Annotated in this window: 18 protein-coding genes; 10 read left to right on the forward strand and 8 right to left on the reverse strand. The window is 66.7% G+C overall.

The features are described from left to right. Positions 1 to 99: 99 nt before the first annotated feature. Positions 100 to 1467, reverse strand: a complete 1368-nt coding sequence (locus tag DIZ22_RS01430; RefSeq protein ID WP_004210978.1) for an amino acid carrier protein — start codon at positions 1465 to 1467, stop codon at positions 100 to 102. Positions 1468 to 1559: 92 nt separating this feature from the next. Between DIZ22_RS01430 and glmM the strand changes: the two genes are divergently transcribed. From glmM to DIZ22_RS01455, 5 genes are all read left to right on the forward strand, one after another. Further along, positions 1560 to 2900 (forward strand): phosphoglucosamine mutase, encoded by a 1341-nt coding sequence (gene glmM / locus DIZ22_RS01435; protein ID WP_122927864.1) that lies wholly within the window; start codon positions 1560 to 1562, stop codon positions 2898 to 2900. Next, positions 2900 to 3124, forward strand: a complete 225-nt coding sequence (locus tag DIZ22_RS01440) for a DUF1272 domain-containing protein (protein ID WP_048939001.1) — start codon at positions 2900 to 2902, stop codon at positions 3122 to 3124. The genes glmM and DIZ22_RS01440 overlap by 1 nt, the downstream gene beginning before the upstream one ends. Then, positions 3121 to 3882, forward strand: a complete 762-nt coding sequence (gene thiD, locus DIZ22_RS01445; RefSeq protein WP_048939002.1) for a bifunctional hydroxymethylpyrimidine kinase/phosphomethylpyrimidine kinase — start codon at positions 3121 to 3123, stop codon at positions 3880 to 3882. Before DIZ22_RS01440 ends, thiD begins: the two co-directional genes overlap by 4 nt. Continuing rightward, the gene (locus DIZ22_RS01450) at positions 3875 to 4474 is read left to right on the forward strand and encodes a ribonuclease HII (RefSeq protein WP_048939003.1); all 600 of its coding nucleotides are present in this window, start codon (positions 3875 to 3877) and stop codon (positions 4472 to 4474) included. Before thiD ends, DIZ22_RS01450 begins: the two co-directional genes overlap by 8 nt. A 79-nt stretch (positions 4475 to 4553) precedes the next feature. Then, positions 4554 to 5192: a L,D-transpeptidase family protein gene (locus tag DIZ22_RS01455; RefSeq protein WP_048939017.1), complete on the forward strand. Its 639-nt coding sequence runs from the start codon at positions 4554 to 4556 to the stop codon at positions 5190 to 5192. Between the two features lie 4 nt (positions 5193 to 5196). Here the strand turns inward: DIZ22_RS01455 and DIZ22_RS01460 are convergent, their stop codons facing one another. Then, positions 5197 to 6618: an amino acid permease gene (locus DIZ22_RS01460; RefSeq protein ID WP_048939004.1), complete on the reverse strand. Its 1422-nt coding sequence runs from the start codon at positions 6616 to 6618 to the stop codon at positions 5197 to 5199. A 209-nt stretch (positions 6619 to 6827) separates the two neighbouring features. Between DIZ22_RS01460 and DIZ22_RS01465 the strand changes: the two genes are divergently transcribed. Further along, on the forward strand, positions 6828 to 7355 hold the full coding sequence (locus tag DIZ22_RS01465) for a hypothetical protein (protein ID WP_240626792.1): 528 nt from the start codon (positions 6828 to 6830) through the stop codon (positions 7353 to 7355). Here DIZ22_RS01465 and DIZ22_RS01470 read toward each other — a convergent pair. From DIZ22_RS01470 to DIZ22_RS01485, 4 genes are all read right to left on the reverse strand, one after another. Then, positions 7352 to 8266, reverse strand: coding sequence for a TIGR03619 family F420-dependent LLM class oxidoreductase (locus tag DIZ22_RS01470; protein WP_048939005.1), 915 nt, complete (start codon positions 8264 to 8266; stop codon positions 7352 to 7354). The genes DIZ22_RS01465 and DIZ22_RS01470 overlap by 4 nt on opposite strands. Continuing rightward, positions 8263 to 9129, reverse strand: coding sequence for an SDR family oxidoreductase (locus DIZ22_RS01475; RefSeq protein WP_122927865.1), 867 nt, complete (start codon positions 9127 to 9129; stop codon positions 8263 to 8265). The genes DIZ22_RS01470 and DIZ22_RS01475 overlap by 4 nt, the downstream gene beginning before the upstream one ends. 94 nt (positions 9130 to 9223) lie before the next feature. Further along, positions 9224 to 10015: a 3-hydroxybutyrate dehydrogenase gene (locus DIZ22_RS01480; RefSeq protein ID WP_004210994.1), complete on the reverse strand. Its 792-nt coding sequence runs from the start codon at positions 10013 to 10015 to the stop codon at positions 9224 to 9226. Beyond that, the gene (locus DIZ22_RS01485) at positions 10012 to 11190 is read right to left on the reverse strand and encodes a DUF3734 domain-containing protein (protein WP_048939007.1); all 1179 of its coding nucleotides are present in this window, start codon (positions 11188 to 11190) and stop codon (positions 10012 to 10014) included. Before DIZ22_RS01485 ends, DIZ22_RS01480 begins: the two co-directional genes overlap by 4 nt. 152 nt (positions 11191 to 11342) lie before the next feature. Between DIZ22_RS01485 and DIZ22_RS01490 the strand changes: the two genes are divergently transcribed. Next, on the forward strand, positions 11343 to 12236 hold the full coding sequence (locus tag DIZ22_RS01490) for a neutral zinc metallopeptidase (protein ID WP_048939008.1): 894 nt from the start codon (positions 11343 to 11345) through the stop codon (positions 12234 to 12236). A 6-nt stretch (positions 12237 to 12242) separates the two neighbouring features. On the opposite strand, the gene DIZ22_RS01495 is transcribed toward DIZ22_RS01490, so the two are convergent. After that, positions 12243 to 12557, reverse strand: coding sequence for a hypothetical protein (locus DIZ22_RS01495; RefSeq protein ID WP_107917654.1), 315 nt, complete (start codon positions 12555 to 12557; stop codon positions 12243 to 12245). An 84-nt stretch (positions 12558 to 12641) separates the two neighbouring features. Beyond that, positions 12642 to 12833 (reverse strand): hypothetical protein, encoded by a 192-nt coding sequence (locus DIZ22_RS01500; RefSeq protein ID WP_048939010.1) that lies wholly within the window; start codon positions 12831 to 12833, stop codon positions 12642 to 12644. A gap of 86 nt (positions 12834 to 12919) precedes the next feature. On the opposite strand from DIZ22_RS01500, the gene DIZ22_RS01505 reads away from it, so the two are divergent. Genes DIZ22_RS01505 through DIZ22_RS01515 form a run of 3 tightly spaced genes read left to right on the forward strand, consistent with a single transcriptional unit; the run spans position 12920 to position 16873 of the window. Further along, the gene (locus DIZ22_RS01505) at positions 12920 to 15613 is read left to right on the forward strand and encodes a bifunctional [glutamine synthetase] adenylyltransferase/[glutamine synthetase]-adenylyl-L-tyrosine phosphorylase (RefSeq protein ID WP_122927866.1); all 2694 of its coding nucleotides are present in this window, start codon (positions 12920 to 12922) and stop codon (positions 15611 to 15613) included. Beyond that, positions 15606 to 16067 (forward strand): thioredoxin-dependent thiol peroxidase, encoded by a 462-nt coding sequence (gene bcp, locus DIZ22_RS01510; RefSeq protein WP_048939012.1) that lies wholly within the window; start codon positions 15606 to 15608, stop codon positions 16065 to 16067. Before DIZ22_RS01505 ends, bcp begins: the two co-directional genes overlap by 8 nt. Further along, positions 16064 to 16873, forward strand: a complete 810-nt coding sequence (locus DIZ22_RS01515; protein ID WP_048939013.1) for a ferritin-like domain-containing protein — start codon at positions 16064 to 16066, stop codon at positions 16871 to 16873. The genes bcp and DIZ22_RS01515 overlap by 4 nt, the downstream gene beginning before the upstream one ends. Positions 16874 to 16938: the final 65 nt, after the last annotated feature.

The raw sequence follows: 16938 nt of genomic DNA on the forward strand, positions 1-16938 counted from the left end.
GTCCTATCTGGTTAAGGCCATGCTATAGGAACGGGGCCGCTTTCCGATAGGATCGCGGCCCCGCAAGATTATGTCAGAATGTGCGGGAAATGTGCGAAGTTAAGCCTGTTCCGCCAGATAGGCCTTCACGTCGCGGCGCAGCTCGCCGGCGCACAGATAGAGGGCGATCACATTGGGGATCGCCATCAGGAAGAAGCTGCTGTCGACGATGCCGACCACCCGGCCGAGGTCGATCGCGGCGGCAGGCGGCAGGGCGACGACATAGAGGATCTTGTAGACCCATTGGGCGCGGGGGCCATTGCCGAACAGATAGCCCCAGGCCTGAAGACCATAGAAGCCCCAGGCGACCAGCGTCGAATAGGCGAAGAGGAAGACGACGACGGCGAGCAGCCAGGGGAACCAGGGCGACACCTTGGCAAAGGCGGCGGAGGTGATGGCGATGCCCTCAAGGCCGTTGTTCCAGGTGCCCGCGACCACCAGCGCCAGCCCGCCCAGCGCGCAGACGATCATCGTGCCGAGCAACGGCTCCAGCAGCGCGACAAGCCCTTCAGATACCGGATGGCGGGCGCGGGCCAGGCTGTGCGCCATGACGGCGGAGCCGACGCCGGCCTCGCTGGCGAAAACCGCGCGGCGCATGCCCGCGACAAAGGCGCCGATCGCCCCGCCGGTGGCCGCATCGCTGGAAAAGGCGCCGTGCCAGATCAGCGCCAAAGCGCCAGGAATGGCGTCGGCATGCAGGATCAGGATCGCGGCGACACCGCCCAGATAGACGGTGACCTTGAGCGGGGTCAGGCGCTTCGACACCTCGCCCAGCCAGGCCGCGCCGCCCATCGTCACCAGCGCGACGGCCGCCGCGATGAACACGCCATAGGCCCAGCCATTGGTCATGCCGGTGACCACCTTCACCTGGGCGAAGCTCTGGTTGACCTGCACCATCGGGATCGCGCCGAACAGGGCGAAGAAGGCATAGGCGCCGCCCAGCACCAGGCCGACTTTGGGCCAGCCGCGCGCCGCGCCGACGGCTTTGAGTACATACATCGGCCCGCCATGGACATGGCCGCGTTCGTCGAAGACGCGATATTTGAGGCCCAGCGTGACCTCCGCCATCTTCACCGTCATCGCGAACCAGCCGATGATGAACATCCACAGGATTGCGCCCGGCCCGCCCATGGTCAGTGCCACCGCGACGCCGGCGATATTGCCGAGGCCAATGGTGCCGGACAGGGCGGTGGACAGCGCGCCCCACTGGCTGACATCGCCCTTCGCCTCGCCCTCATGCGGCTGGCTGCGCAGGATACGGATCGCCCGGCCGACCTGGGTGACATTGGGGAAGCCCAGCCAGATGGTGAAGAACAGCATGGGGAGCGCCAGATAGAGCACGATCAGCTCGATCTGCGCGCCGAACAGGGGAACCTTGAAGAAGACTGCGCTGGACAGCGCATCGACGGCGGCATTGAAATTTTCCATGCGGCGGCGATGCCGGGACAGCGGTGGAAAGTCGATCAAAGATTGCTATGGGGGAGGTGAGTTTTACCCATAGCCGCCCTGGGCAGGATCGCATGAGCAGACAATATTTCGGCACTGACGGTATTCGTGGTCGCACCAACCAGTGGCCGATGACGCCGCAACTGGCCATGAAGGTCGGCATGGCCGCGGGCACCCATTTCCAGCGCGGCAGCCATCGCCACCGGGTGGTGATCGGCAAGGATACCCGCCTGTCGGGCTATATGGTCGAAAATGCGCTGGTCGCGGGCTTCACCGCGGTCGGCATGGACGTGGTCCAGTTCGGGCCGATCCCGACGCCGGCCGTCGCCATGCTCGCCCATTCGATGCGCGCCGACCTGGGCGTCATGATTTCGGCCAGCCACAATCCCTATTATGACAATGGCATTAAGCTGTTCGGCCCGGATGGCTACAAGCTGTCGGACGAGGATGAGCTGAAGATCGAGGCGCTGCTGAACCAGGATGTGCCGCTGGCCGCGTCCAAGGATATCGGCCGCGCCCGCCGGGTCGAGGATGCGCGGGGCCGCTATATCCATGCGGTCAAATCGAGCTTCCCCGCCGACCTGCGGCTCGACGGCCTCAAGATCGTGGTCGATTGCGCCAATGGCGCCGCCTATCAGGTCGCGCCGTCGGCCTTCTGGGAATTGGGCGCTGAAGTGGTCGCGGTTGGCGTCACGCCCAACGGCACCAATATCAATGACGGCTGCGGATCGACCGCGCCGCTGCTGTGCCAGGAAACGGTCGTGTCTTCCGGCGCCGACATCGGCATTGCGCTGGACGGCGACGCCGACCGGCTGATCGTCGTCGATGAAAAGGGCCAGATTGTCGACGGCGACCAGATCATGGCGCTGATCGCATCCAATTTCGCCCGCGCCGGCACGCTGCGCGGTGGCGGGCTGGTGGCGACGATCATGTCGAACCTGGGCCTCGAACGCTTCCTGACCGGGCAGGGCATCGGCCTGGAACGCACCAAGGTGGGCGATCGCTATGTGCTGGAGCGGATGCGTGAGGGCGGCTTCAATGTCGGCGGCGAACAGTCCGGCCACATGATCCTGTCCGACTATGCGACGACCGGCGACGGCACGGTCGCGGCGCTGCAGGTGCTGGCCGCCTTGGTCCGCTCGGGCAAGCCGGCGAGCGAGACGCTGCACCAGTTCGATCCGGTGCCTCAATTGCTCAAGAATGTCCGCTTCGCCGGCGGCAAGCCGCTGGAGGATGAGGCGGTGCAGCGGGTGATCGCCCAGGCCGAGGCGGAACTGAACGGATCGGGCCGGCTGGTCATCCGTCCGTCCGGCACCGAACCGGTGATCCGCGTCATGGCGGAAGGCGACCGCGAGGATCAGGTCAAGGATGTGGTCGAACGCATCTGCGCCGCGGTCGAGAAGGCGGCGGCGTGATGCTAGAAATGCGCCCCGATTGCGAACGTTGCGGCACCGACCTGCCGGCCGATGAGCCCGGCGCGTTCATCTGTTCGTTCGAATGCACTTATTGCGCGCCCTGTGCCGAGGCGCTGGACGATTGCTGCCCCAATTGCGGCGGCGAACTGATGGACCGGCCGACCCGGATGGGCAAGGCGCTGGCGAACAACCCCGCCTCCACGGAGCGCAAGTTCAAGGGATGAGCGTGCCCCGCATTCTCATCATTGCCGGGTCGGACAGCGGCGGCGGTGCCGGTATCCAGGCGGATATCAAGACGGTCACGCTGCTGGGCGGCCATGCCATGACCGCGATCACCGCGATCACCGCGCAGAACACGCTGGGCGTGCAGGGCGTCCACCCGGTGCCGACCGAGATGGTGCTGGCGCAGATGGAAAGCGTGATCAGCGACATCGGCGTCGACGCGGTCAAGATCGGCATGATCGGTTCGGCGCAGACGGCGGCAGCGGTGGCCGAGCGGCTGGCGCAGCTCGATAATGTGCCGATCGTCTTCGATCCCGTCATGGTCGCGACCAGCGGATCGCCGTTGGCCGACGACGCGACCATCGCAGCGTTCGAGCGGCTGATGGCCATCGCAACGCTGGTGACGCCCAATATCCCCGAGCTGGCGGCGCTGGGCGGCGAGGAGATCGCGATCCGTTTCGCCACCCATGTGCTGGCCAAGGGCGGCCATGGCGAGGGGCCGATGCTGACCGACCGGCTGATCGGGCCGCAGGGCGTGCGCAAGGCGTGGAGCAATGCGCGGATCGACACGCGGCACAGCCATGGCACTGGCTGCACCCTGGCGAGCGCGATCGCGACCGGCCTGGGGCAGGGGCTGGACCTGATCGAGGCGGTCGAGCGTGGCCGCAAATATGTGCGCGAGGCGCTGGCGCTGGCGCCGGGGCTTGGCGCGGGCCATGGCCCGATGGGCAACCCCTTCGGCTTCCACGCTTATGCCTGATTTTGCGCATGAACTGATCCATCATCCCGGCCTGGTTGCCGGGGTGGACGAGGCCGGGCGTGGGCCGCTGGCGGGGCCGGTGGTCGCGGCCGCCGTCATCCTGCGACAGGAGGATTGCCCCGAGGGGCTCAATGATTCCAAGAAGCTGACCGCCAGGAAGCGGGCCGCGCTGGAGGGGGAGATCAAGGCCCGCGCGCTGTGCTGGGGACTGGGCATCGCCAGCGTGGCCGAGATCGACGAACTCAACATATTATGGGCGACGATGCTGGCCATGACCCGCGCGGTCGAGGCGCTTTCGCAGGAGTGCAGCCATGTGCTGGTCGATGGCAATCGCTGTCCCAACTGGCGCTGGCCCTCGACCGCGGTGGTGGAGGGCGACGCCAAATGCCTGTCGATCGCCGCCGCGTCGATCCTGGCCAAGGAAGAGCGCGACCGGATCATGATCGCGGCCGCCGCCGAACATCCGCATTATGGGTGGGAGAGCAACAAGGGCTATGGCAGCGCCAAGCATATGGCGGCGCTGCGTGAGCATGGGCCGACGCCGCTGCACCGGCGCAGTTTTTCGCCGGTGGCGCAACTGCTGCTGATCTGACGATGCTGTCCCGTCGCGGGGCGGGATGGGGATGATTTGAGGGCTGGCGCGGGTGTGGCGCATGCTTAAGAAGGGATTCATGTCCTTCGCCCGTTCCGGCCTTTCCTGCCTGTTCCTGCTTGTCGGCGCGCTGTCGCTGCCGGTGCAGGCGGCTGCGCCGGTCAAGCGCGCGCGGCCGGCGGCCAAGGTTGGTGCGCTGGCGCCGGGTGGCTATCGCTGGCTGGAGGACGGGCCGCTCGACGGGCCGATCCATCTGGTCATCAGCATCGATCGGCAGATGGCCCATGTCTATAGCGGCGACCGGCTGGTCGGCATGGCGAGCGTGTCGACTGGCATGGCCGGGCACAGCACGCCGACCGGCGACTATCCGATCCTGCAGAAGAACCAGTGGCACCGCTCCAATCTCTACAGCAATGCGCCCATGCCCTTCATGCAGCGGCTGACCTGGGACGGCATTGCGCTGCATGCCGGGCATAATCCGGGCTATCCGGCCAGCCATGGCTGCATCCGCCTGCCCTATGCCTTTGCCCAGAAGCTGTTCGGCATGACCAGCCTGGGTGGGCTGGTGACGGTGACCAGGGATCGGCTGCATCCCTCGCTGCCGATCGAGCAGATGGCGGCGGCGGATTCCATGGCCAAGGTCGCTGCGCCGGCCCCGGCAAAGCCGGTGCTGGATATCGACCCGATCATCTTCGTGCCAAGGGTATCGCGGAGGTAAACGGTCAGCGCTGGGCCAGTGCCGAACGCCGCATCGAATAGCCGAAATAGAGCAGGGCCGCCGCACCAACCCAGACCGCGAACAGCGCATAGGTGTCGGCCGGCAGGCCGAAGATCAGATAGGCGCAGAAGAGCGTGCTGGCGATCGGCAGGACCGGATAGAAGGGCACCTTGTAGCCGCGCGGCAGGTCCGGCCGGGTGCGGCGCAGGATGATGACGCCGATCGACACGGTGGCAAAGGCGATCAGCGTGCCCATGCTGGTGAGGTTGACCAGCACGTCCAATGGCACGAAGGCGGCGAGCAGGGCGACGCCGATCGCGACGATCCACGTATTCTGGCGCGGCACATGGCGCACCGGATCGACCCGGCAGAAAAAGGCGGGCAGCAGCCCGTCGCGACCCATGGCATAGAGGATGCGGGTCTGGCCGTAGATCACCACCAGGGTGACGCTGAAGATCGAGGCGATGGCGCCCAGCGACAGGATCACCGCCGGCCAGCCCGCGCCGGTGAGGTTGTGGAGGATGACGGCCAGGCCCGCTTCCTGCCCGGCAAACTCGGTCCAGGGCTGGGCGCCGATCGCCGCGACCGCGACCAATATATAGGCGGCGGTGACGATCAGCAGCGACAGGATGATGGCAAGCGGCAGGTCGCGGCGCGGATTGCGTACTTCCTCGCCGGCGGTCGAGACCGCGTCGATGCCGATATAGGAAAAGAAGATGGAGGAGGCCGCAGCGCCGATGCCGACCATGCCCTTGGGCGCGAAGGGGTGGAAGTTGGTCGGCTGGAAATGGGCGAGCGCGACCACCACGAACAGCGCCAGCACGGCGAGCTTGGCGATCACCAATATGGCGTTGGCGGTGGTCGATTCCCGCGTGCCGCGCAGCAGCAGGATGAGGCAGAGGCCCACCAGCAGCACGGCGGGCAGGTTGACGATACCGCCCGCACCGGGTGGCCGGGCGATGATGTCGGGCAGGCGCCAGCCGGTGCTGATCGAGAGAAGTTCATTGAGATATTGCCCCCATCCCACGGCAATGGCGGAGGCGGAGACACCATATTCCAGTAGCAGGCAACTGCCGATCAGGAAGGCGGCGAGTTCGCCCATGGTCGCATAGGCATAGGAATAGGAGGAGCCCGACGCCGGCACGGCCGATGCCATTTCGGCATAGCAGAGCGCGGTCAGCGCGGCGGTGATGCCGGCGATGACGAAGGACAAGGTGACCGCCGGCCCCGCTTCGGGCACGGCGGTCGTCAGCGCCACGAATATGCCGGTGCCGATGGTCGCGCCCACGCCCAACATGGTCAGCTGGAACAGGCCGATATTGCGGGCGAGCGGTTTCGCGTCGGGATCGTCGCCGATGAAGTCGAGCACCGGCTTGCAGCGCAGCAGCGCGATCAGGAGCGGATGGCGGGGCGATCGGTTCGTCATGCTCCGCCGCTGTCATGCCGAGCGCGGGAAGGCAAATGAATATCGTGTGAGATTGGCGCGGCGGGACCGGTGAGGGCGCGCGATTGTCGGCGGGCCGCCGCTGGGCTAGGCATGGGGGTGTTGGCCGCCGACCTGTTCGGCTTGGGATGGATGATCGAGCCTTGATGGATCAGAAGCGATTGCCTGGCGCGCGGAAATGGGCGCGATCCATGCTGATGGCGGCGGCGCTGCTGCTGCCGGCGATGGCATCGGCGGCGGATGTGCCGAGCGGCGGCACCATATCGGTGTCCATGCAAGAGGATGCGAGCGGACAGGCGGGCGCGGCGGATGCCTTTGTCGATGCGGCCACCCTGGCCCTGTCGGACAAGGGCTTCACCTTGCTCGACGACGGCCATGCCGCGTTGGTCATGGAACTGGTCATTCGCGCGTCCGAGGTCGGGACCGGGACCGGCAAGGTCGAGAAGAGCAATTCCGACCTGATGCCCGGCGGCGTGTCGGGCGCGGTCGGATCGAGCCTCTCGCTGGCGGTGCCATCCGGCAAGACGCGCCATGTCGCGCTGGAACGCACCGAGCTGGAGATGCGCCTGCATCGGCGCGGCGACGCGGCGGTGATCTGGAGCGGCAGCGCGGTGACGGTCCGCCCGGCCGACAAGCGGGCTAGTGCCGCCACGGCACTGTGCAACGCGCTGCTGCGTGCCTATCCCGAGCAGCCCGAAACGGTGATCGGCGTTCCCTAGATTTTCGCGATCACCTCTTCGCCGATGCGGGCGGCATTGTCGCACCATTCGGAACGGGTGCGGCCCTTGACCGTCACGCCGCAGGCGGTGACGCCCAGTTGCGCATAAGTGCCGATGCGATCGACGATCTGCTGGTTGGAAAGATTCTCGCCCGGCTTGTTGACGCCGCCCAGGATCACGTCAGGTAATGCGGTGCGACCGACCTGCGCCGCATAGTCGCGCATATAGGCGATGCCCGCTTTCAGATCTTCCTCATTCTCCATCGCGGCGGTGCGGGTGGTGGCGCTGTTGACCCCGCCGCCGGCGGTGAAGAAGGGGTTCCAGCCATCGGCGAGATCGACCACGCGGCGGATCGCGCGCTTGGCATTGCCGCCGACATAGAGGGGTAGGCCGGGCTTTTGCGGCGATCCGGGAATGATGCGGTTGCCGAACGCCTGATAGCTACTGCCCTCGAAGGCGAATTCTTCGCCCGACGTGGCGGTGCGGATGGCGCGCAGATATTCGTCCATCAATTCGTTGCGCTGATCGAAGTCCACGCCGAGCGCGCGATATTCGCCCTTGAGATAGCCGGCACCCACGCTGAGCGTCACCCGGCCGCCGGCGAAGGCGTCGAGCGTGGTGATGTCGCGCGCGACGATGAAGGGATTGCGATAGGGCAGGACGAGGATGCCGGTCTGCAGCCGCAGGGTCGTGGTGTGGGCCGCGAGCAGGGCCAGCATGACGAACGGCGATTGGGCATGATGGCCGCCGGCGTCGAGCCAGCGACCGGTCGGCACCGGATGGTCGGTGACGAGGCCGGCGTGGAAGCCGGCCTGTTCCACCGTGCGGCCGATTTCCGCGACCGCCGCCATCGTGCCGAATTCGTCCGGCAGATCGGTATGGTCGAAGGGCAGGGGAACGTTGATCTTCATGCGTCGGACACTCCATGCGGTTCGACCAGCACCCATTGGCGGGCGGCATTGCGGACCCAGCCGGACGAGGCCCAGCTGCCGCCGTCGACCGGCAATATGGTGCCGGTGATGTAGCTGCTTATCGGCGAGGCGAGGAACAGGGCGGCCTGGCCGCATTCGTGGTCGATGCCGGGGCGGCGCAGCGGGATGCGGCGGGCGGTGGCATCGGCCATGGCGGGCGGCACGGGGAACCAGGTCGCTTCGTCCACCGGGCCGGGGGGATTGCCGCGCGTGCCCGGCGTCGTGGTGAAATCGGGCGCGATCGCGTTCACGCGGATGCCATGATCGGCCAACTCCAGCGCCATGGTCCGGTTGAAATTGTTCATTCCCGCCTTGCACGCGGCATAGACGGCATAGCCCGGCGCAGCGCGCGATCCTTCGATGCTGGAGACGTTGATGATGGCGCCGCCGCGCCCGCCCGTGATGATGTGCGGCACGGCGGCCGAGGTGGCGGCGAGCATCGAGACGAGGTTGAGGTCGATATGGCGGCGCCAGCTATTGGCGCTCTGGTCGAGAAAGGGTTTGCGACTGACGCCACCGGCATTGTTGACGAGGATGTCGATCCGGCCAAAGCGGGCCTGGGCCGCGTCCACCATCGCTGCGACCTGATCGGGCTGGGCCATGTCGGTCGGGATGGCGAGGCAGGCGCGGCCATGCTCCGCGATGCGCGCCGCCACTTCCGCGCCGCGTTCGGGGATGATGTCGGCAATGACGATGTCGGCGCCGGCTTCTGCCAGGGCGAGCGCGATGGCGCGGCCGATGCCCGCGCCGCCGCCGGTGACGATGGCGACCTGATCGGTGATGCGGCACTGGTCTGGCGCCATGGCGCGATCCTCTTCCCCTTTTGACCGCCAGTTCGCGGCCAAGGGGGAAGGGGAGTCAATCGCCTGCCCGGTCATATCGACCGGGCGATGGTGCTTATTGGGCGGTCCAGCCGCCGTCGATCGAGAGATTGGCGCCGGTGATCTGGGCGGCGGCGTCGCTGCAGAGATAGAGGGCGGTGGCGGCGACCTGTTCGGCGGTGACGAACTGCTTGGTCGGCTGGCCGGCGAGCAGCACGTCGTTCATCACCTGCTCGCGGGTCATGTTCCGCGCCTTCATCGTGTCGGGAATCTGGTTTTCGACCAGCGGGGTCCAGACATAGCCGGGCGAGATGCAGTTGGCGGTGATGCCGAAGGTGGCGACTTCCAGCGCGACCGTCTTGGTGAAGCCGTTGAGGCCATGCTTGGCGGTCACATAGGCGCTCTTGAAGGGCGAGGCGACCAGCGAGTGGGCCGAGGCGGTCTGGATGATCCGGCCCCACTTCTTGTCCTTCATGTACGGGATGGCAAGGCGCGTGGTGTGGAAGGCGGCATTGAGGTTGAGCGCGATGATGAGATCCCATTTGTCGAGCGGGAATTCCTCGACCGGGGCGACATGCTGCATGCCGGCATTGTTGATGAGGATGTCGATGCCGCCGAAGGCATCGGCCGCTTCCTTCATCATCGCCTCGATCTGATCGACCTTGGTCAGGTCATGGCCGCTGTAGAGCGCCTTGGCGCCCGAGAGCGCTTCAAGGCCGAGCCGTTCCTTCTCGATTCCGTCCGCATCGCCGAAGCCGTTGATCACGACATTGGCGCCTTCGCCGGCCAGCGCCTTGGCATAGGCAAGCCCGATGCCCGAGGTGGAACCGGTGATCAGGGCGGTCTTGCCAGCGAGGGACTTGCTCATGCCATTTTCTCCTTGAGATGATCCGGCGCGTCGAGATCGAAGGTCGCGCTCTTTCCGTCGAGAATGTTGCGGGCGATGAGGTCGCCCTTGTGCATCACTTCTTCCACCGCCTCGCGACCCTGGCTCCAATGGTCGAGCATGGTCGCGCGGGAAAATTCGAAATCCTTGGCGCCGCTTTCCCAGGCGCGGGTGCGGTAGATGAGGTGGACGATGTTGACCGATCCGCCATCGAGCATGTCGCGCAGCTTCTGCGCCTCCGGCCCGTCCTGCAATTCGGGCGGCAGCTTGTCGAGCAGCGCCTTGATCGCGCCATGCTCGCGGCGCAGGCGCAGATACTGGTCGGTCACCTGCCGGGTGCGGCTGCTATACTGGATGTCCTTCATGCGCGAATAGACATCGGTCATCTGCCGCGGCATCGGCCCTTCGGCCGGGAAGAGATCGACCTGGAACACCAGCATGTCGTCGGTCTGGTGGTTGAGGACATGGGCGAGCGGGGTGTTGGAGACGATGCCGCCATCCCAATACCAGCGCCCATCGATCTCGACCGGGGGCAGGCCCGGCGGCAGCGCGCCCGAGGCCATGATATGGCGCGCGTCGATGCGGGTGTTGCCGCCCGGTCCGCGCGTGTCCCAATAAGCGAAATTGCCGGTCTCGACATCGACCGCGCCGACCGACAGCCGGACCGGCCCGTCATTGAGCAGATCCCAGTCGACGCAGGCGTCGAGCGTCTCCTTCAAGGGCGCGCTGTCATAGAAGCTGATCGCGCCGGCCGATCCTTCCGGCATCAGCGGCGCGGGCCACAGGCGCGGGCGGAACATGCCCGGCACGCCCAGCGTCGCGACCGTGCCGGCGGCCATCAGATGGGCGGCTTCGCGGATATGGTCGATTTCCGGCAGGATCATGTTGGGCATGCCGCCCGAGACGGTCAGCCAGAATTTCTTGAGCTGGCTCAGGCGCCGGTGCGGCGGGTTGCCAGCGATGATCGCGGCATTGACCGCGCCGATCGAAATGCCCGCGACCCAGCTGACATCGACCCCCAGTTCATCGAGCCGCTGATAGACGCCAGCCTGGAAGGAGCCGAGCGCGCCACCCCCCTGCAACAGCAATGCGACTTCGCGGGGGAGGGGGAGGGGCGTGGTGGCGCGGCGGCGCGGTCGGGATTCGGTGTCGGCCATGTCGCACTGCAATATAGGTTTTGGTCCGGCCATTCCAACTTAATGTCTCGTAACAAAGTCCTTCCCGTCGATGGAACGTGCATCGTCAGCCGATGGTTTGCAGCCAGCCGGTTATGCAGTAGGCACGGGAACAGGATGCGAGGGAGGCCAGGGTGCGGCTCGACGACGAACAGGAAAGCAGCAATTTCGAGGTGCAGGACGGGCGCGGCGGCGGTTTCGGCGGCGGCGGCGGGATGGGCGGCCTGGGATTGCTGCTGCCGCTGATCGGCAGTCGCTTTGGCTGTGGCGGCATCGTCGTGGTGCTGATCATCCTGGCGGTGATGGGCGTCAATCCGCTCAGCCTGCTGGGCGGCGGTGGCGGCGTGCAGCAGCAGGCGCCGCAGAGTGCGCCGGCGGGCAGCCAGGATGCGAGCAAGCTGACCGAGATCCAGCATTGGTCGTTGAAGGTGCTGGGATCGACCGAGCGGGTCTGGGGCCAGATCTTCAAGGAAGCGGGCCAGACCTATCAGCCGACCATCCTGTCCTTCTATGCGCAGAGCGGCACGTCGGGCTGTGGCGCGGCGCAGAGCGCGATGGGGCCATTTTACTGCCCCAACGACCAGAAGGTCTATCTCGACACCGATTTCTTCACCGAATTGCGCGACCGCTTCGGCGCGCCGGGCGATTTTGCGCAGGCCTATGTGATCGCGCATGAGGTGGGCCATCATGTCCAGGATCTGGAAGGCACGCTGGGCCAGGTGAACCAGCAGCAGCGCCGCGCCAGCGAGGCGCAGGGCAATGCCTTGCAGGTTAAGGTGGAACTGCAGGCGGATTGTTATGCCGGCGTCTGGGCCAAGCGCACGGGCCTGATGGAGCCGGGCGACCTGGAAGAGGGCATGAAGGCGGCGCAGTCGATCGGCGACGATACGCTGCAGAAGTCGGCCGGGCGGCGGCCCGTGCCCGAAAGCTTTACCCATGGCACCAGCGAGCAGCGCATGAGCTGGCTGCGCAAGGGGCTGGACAGTGGCGATCCGGCCCAGTGCGATACGTTCAAGGAGACGCTATAACGCCGGTCAGAGAGAATCGGGCGCCGGCTCGCTCTGTTCGGGCGAGACGGCGGGGTGAGCCGAGGATGTGTGGACGAGGCCCATGCTGGGCTGGCCGGCGTCTGCCACCGGTTCTCCAGCGGGCGGCGCGACGAAGCTCTGCGGCGCGCTGGGGGTGACGGGCGGTGGTGTAACGGCCGCTGCTGCCGGGGCTATGTCGATCGCAGCCGGCGCCGCTGCCGGCTGGACAACCGGCTGGTGATGCGGCGCGAAATTCTGCAGCGCCAGGACGATCATCGGTGCGACCACCAGCGTGCCGCCGGCAAAGACCTTGTACATCATCGATTGACCCGCATTCCCGCCTGAAAATGGAAAGAGATTCGGGCCTTAGCGGGAAGACATGAAAAAATGTCTGCGCTTTATTGGTTAATGCTGATCAAGCTTTGCCAGCAGCGCCAGCATGTCGTCCGGCAGAGTGTCGCGCTGCGCGGAGAAGCTGGACCGCAGCGCCTTGCCCACGCCTTCATAGGGCAGGGGCAGGCCGACATTGACGACGCGGGCGCCGCCGTTGTCCCGTCCCGGTGCCGATCGGCCAAGAGGTTTGCGCTGCATTTCCATGAGACACAGAACGGCCATGTAAGCCAAAAGTTTCTGGATTTCGTCGCATTCGGACGCGATATCGCCGTCAACAAGGAGACGGAAGCGTGACGGACTGGATCGACCTGGAAGCGCGGATACGCGCGCATTCGCCATTTCTGGCGCGGCAGATGGACCGCTATCCGGCCGTCGTCGCGCTGCTGGCGACGGGCGATTTCGACGCGGCGATGGCAGCGGCACAGGCGCAGGGCGTGCCAGAGGATGGGGTGGCCAAATCGCTGCGGCGGCGGCGCGGCGCGATCGCGCTGGTGACGGCGGCGGCCGACCTGGCCGGCGCCTGGGACATGGACCGGGTGACGCGCACCCTGTCCGACTTTGCCGACCAGGCGCTGGCGGAGGCGCTGGCCGCGACCTTTGCCGAACGTTACCCCGATGCCGTGCCGCAGGGCTTCGTCGTGCTGGCGCTGGGCAAGCATGGCAGCCGCGAGCTCAACTACTCATCCGATATCGACCCGATCCTGCTCTATGACCCCACCACCCTGCCGCATGGCGAGCGGGAGGATGTGGCCGACGCGGCGGTGCGGATCGGTCGGCGGGTCAGCGAGATACTGAACGCGCGCGATGGCGACGGCTATGTCTTTCGCGTCGACCTGCGGCTGCGGCCGTCCCCGGAAGCCACGCCGATCGCGCTGCCGGTGGAGGCGGCGATCGGCTATTATGAATCGACCGCGATGGGCTGGGAACAGGCCGCCTTCATCCGCGCCCGGCCGGCGGCGGGCGACATGGCGCTGGGCGACTATTTCCTGCGCCAGATCCGCCCCTTCGTGTGGCGGCGGAGCCTGGACTTCGGAGCGATCGATGCGATCACCGACATCAGCCGGCGCATCCGCGACCATTATGCGCAGGGGCAGGCATTCGGGCCGGGCTATGACCTGAAGCGCGGGCGCGGCGGCATTCGCGAGGTGGAGTTTTTCGCGCAGGTCCATCAGTTGATCCATGGTGGGCGCGACCCGTCATTGCGGTCGGGCCATACGCGCACGGCGCTGCGGGCGCTGGCGGCGGCGGGGGTGATCGAGGCGGAAGTGGCTGCGCGGCTGGACGAAGCCTATGTCTTGTTCCGTACGATCGAACATCGCTTGCAGATGGTCGAGGATCGCCAGACCCATGAATTGCCCAAGAACCCGGACTCGCTGGACAATGTCGCACGCTTGCATGGTCTGGCAGACGGGGCGGCGCTGCTCGACCTGCTGCGGTCGCATGTCGAGTGGGTCGGCGCCAATTATGACCGGCTGACCGCCGCGCCCGACGATGGCAGCCTGTCGCATGACGAGGACAGGCTGAAGGCGCAGCTCAAGGAGATGGGCTTTGCCGATGCCGACTGGGCGGCGGCGCGGGTCGCCCATTGGCGCGACGGCACGATCCGCTCGCTGCGCAGCGGCGCGTCGCGCGAGGCGTTGGAGCGGCTGTTGCCGGTGCTGATGCCCGCGCTCGCCACCGCGCCCGATCCGGGCCGGGCGCTCAACCGGCTGGACGACATGATCGGCCGGCTGCCGAGCGCGATCAACTTCTTCAAGCTGCTGGGCGCGCGGCCGGGGCTGGTCGAACTGCTGGCGGAGATATTGAGCCATGCGCCCGCGCTTGCCGATGTGCTGAGCCGCCGGGTCGAGCTGCTCGAAGGGCTGATCGATGCGTCGGCCTTCGACCCGGTGCCGCCGGTCGATGTCCTGGCGCAGCAATTTTCCGCGCTGGAGGCGGGCGAGGATTATCAGGCGCTGCTCGACCGGGTGCGGCAGCGGGTGAATGATCGCCGCTTCGCGCTGGGCGTGCAGATCGTGCGGGGTGGCGATCCGCTGGAGGCCGGGCGCGGCTATGGCCGGGTTGCGGAAGCGGCGATCGAGGCGCTGGCGGGCGCCACCGTGGCCGAGTTCGAGAGCGCGCATGGCAAGGTGCCGGGCGGCGAGATGGTGATCCTGGCGCTCGGCCGGATGGGCGGCGGGGTGCTGACCCACGCATCGGACCTGGACCTGGTCTATCTCTTCACCGGCGATTTCCTGACGGAATCGGATGGGGCGCGGTCGCTGGGCGCGACCCAATATTTCAACCGCCTTGGCCAGCGCATCACCAATGCGCTGTCGGTGTCGACGGCGGCGGGGCCGCTTTATGAGGTGGATACGCGGCTGCGGCCGTCGGGCGCGCAGGGGCTGCTGGCGGTCAGCCTCGACAGTTTCGCCAAATATCAGCGCGAGGAAGCCTGGACCTGGGAGCATCTGGCGCTGACGCGGGCGCGGCCGGTGTTCGGATCGCCGCAGGCGCGTAGCGCGCTGGAGGCGATCCTGACCGAGACGTTGCAACGGCCGCGCGACTTCGACGAACTGGCGCGGCAGGCGGTGAAGATGCGCGGCGATATTGCCCGGCACAAGCCGCCGGCAAGCGAGCTGGACGTCAAGCTGGTGCCCGGCGGGCTGGTCGACATCGAGTTCCTGATCCACATCAGCCAGTTCCATTATCGCCTGGGGTTTGACCCGGATCTGGGCGAGGCGCTGGCCGAGCTGGTGGCGGCCGGTCATCTGCCCGCCGAGCTGATCCCGGCGCAGGAACTGATCACCCGCTTCCTGATCGTGTCGCGGCTGGTATCGCCCAAGTCGACCGAGCCGCCGGAGGCGACCCGGCCGCTGGTGGCGCGGGCCTGTGGCGCAGGTGATTGGGACGCGCTGCTTGAAAGCTATGCCAAGGCCCGGCAAAGCGTCGGCGATGCATGGCGCGCGCTGGCCGCGCCCTATCAGGAGGATCAAGATGCTTGAACAGGGGGCGATGCTGCCCGACGTGGCGCTGAAGGATGCGGATGGCGCGGATTTCAGCCTGGCGCGCTATCGCGGCAAGCCGGTGGTGGTCTATTTCTATCCCAAGGCGGATACGCCCGGCTGCACCAGCGAGGCGAAGGATTTCACCGAACTGACCGGTGAGTTCGCGGCGCTGGGCGTCGCGGTGGTTGGCGTGTCGAAGGACAAGCCGGCAAAGCTGCAGAAGTTCGGCGACAAATATGGGCTGGCGGTGACGCTGGCGTCGGACGAGCCGGGCACGGCCTGCGAGGCGTTCGGCACCTGGGTCGAAAAGTCGCTCTATGGCCGCCAATATATGGGGATCGCGCGGGCGACCTTCCTGGCGGACGGCGACGGCAAGGTCGTGCGGGTCTGGCCCAAGGTCAAGGTCAAGGGCCATGCCGCCGAAGTGCTGGAGGCGGCGAAGGCGCTTTGACCCTGCCACCTGCCATTGATTCCGTGGGCGCAGGGTGCGCCCATGTGCTGACCATTGCCGATCCGACCGCCAAGCTGATGGCGGCGCGGGCGGTGGCGCGGGCCTGGCGACTGGGCCGGCTGGCGCATCGGTTCGACACGGTGATGCCCGACCGGCCGGCCCGGCCCGATGCACCCGAACTGCTGCCGCCGGGGCAGATGCCCAAGCGCAGCAAGATGGGCACGGATCGCGGGCGGATCGCGATGCTGCACGCGCTGGCGCATATCGAGTTCGTCGCGATCGACCTGGCGTTCGACCTGATCGGGCGCTTTGGCGGCGAATTTCCGACAGGCTTCACCGACGAATGGATGCGGGTCGGCGCGGACGAGGCGATGCATTTCGCGCTGCTCGACCGGCGGCTGCGGCAGCTGGGCAGCCATTATGGCGCGCTACCCGCGCATGACGGGCTGTGGCAGGCGGCGAGCGAGACGGCGGCTGATGCGCTGGCGCGGCTGGCCGTGGTGCCGATGGTGCTGGAGGCGCGGGCACTGGACATCACGCCATCGACGATCGCGCGGTTCGAGGGGGTGGGCGACCATATATCCGCAAAGATGTTGCAGCGGATCATGACGGATGAGATTCGCCATGTGTCGGCGGGGACGACATGGTTCAACCAGGCGACGAACCGATTGGGGCTAGACCCCGTCAAACATTACCAAATCCTTGTGAAACGCCATTTTCGGGGGAGCGTTAAGCCACCGTTCAACGACTCGGCGCGTCGGCAGGCCGGTTTGACGCGGGATTTCTACGACGCGCTTGCAAGCTGAGCGGCGATTTGCAGTCTGCATCCAGCGGGGGCGATCTAGGTCGCCATTTTATTGAACATGGGGAA

The organism is Sphingobium sp. LF-16 (assembly GCF_003711185.1).
In the GTDB taxonomy this organism is placed as follows: Bacteria; Pseudomonadota; Alphaproteobacteria; order Sphingomonadales; family Sphingomonadaceae; genus Sphingobium; species Sphingobium yanoikuyae_A.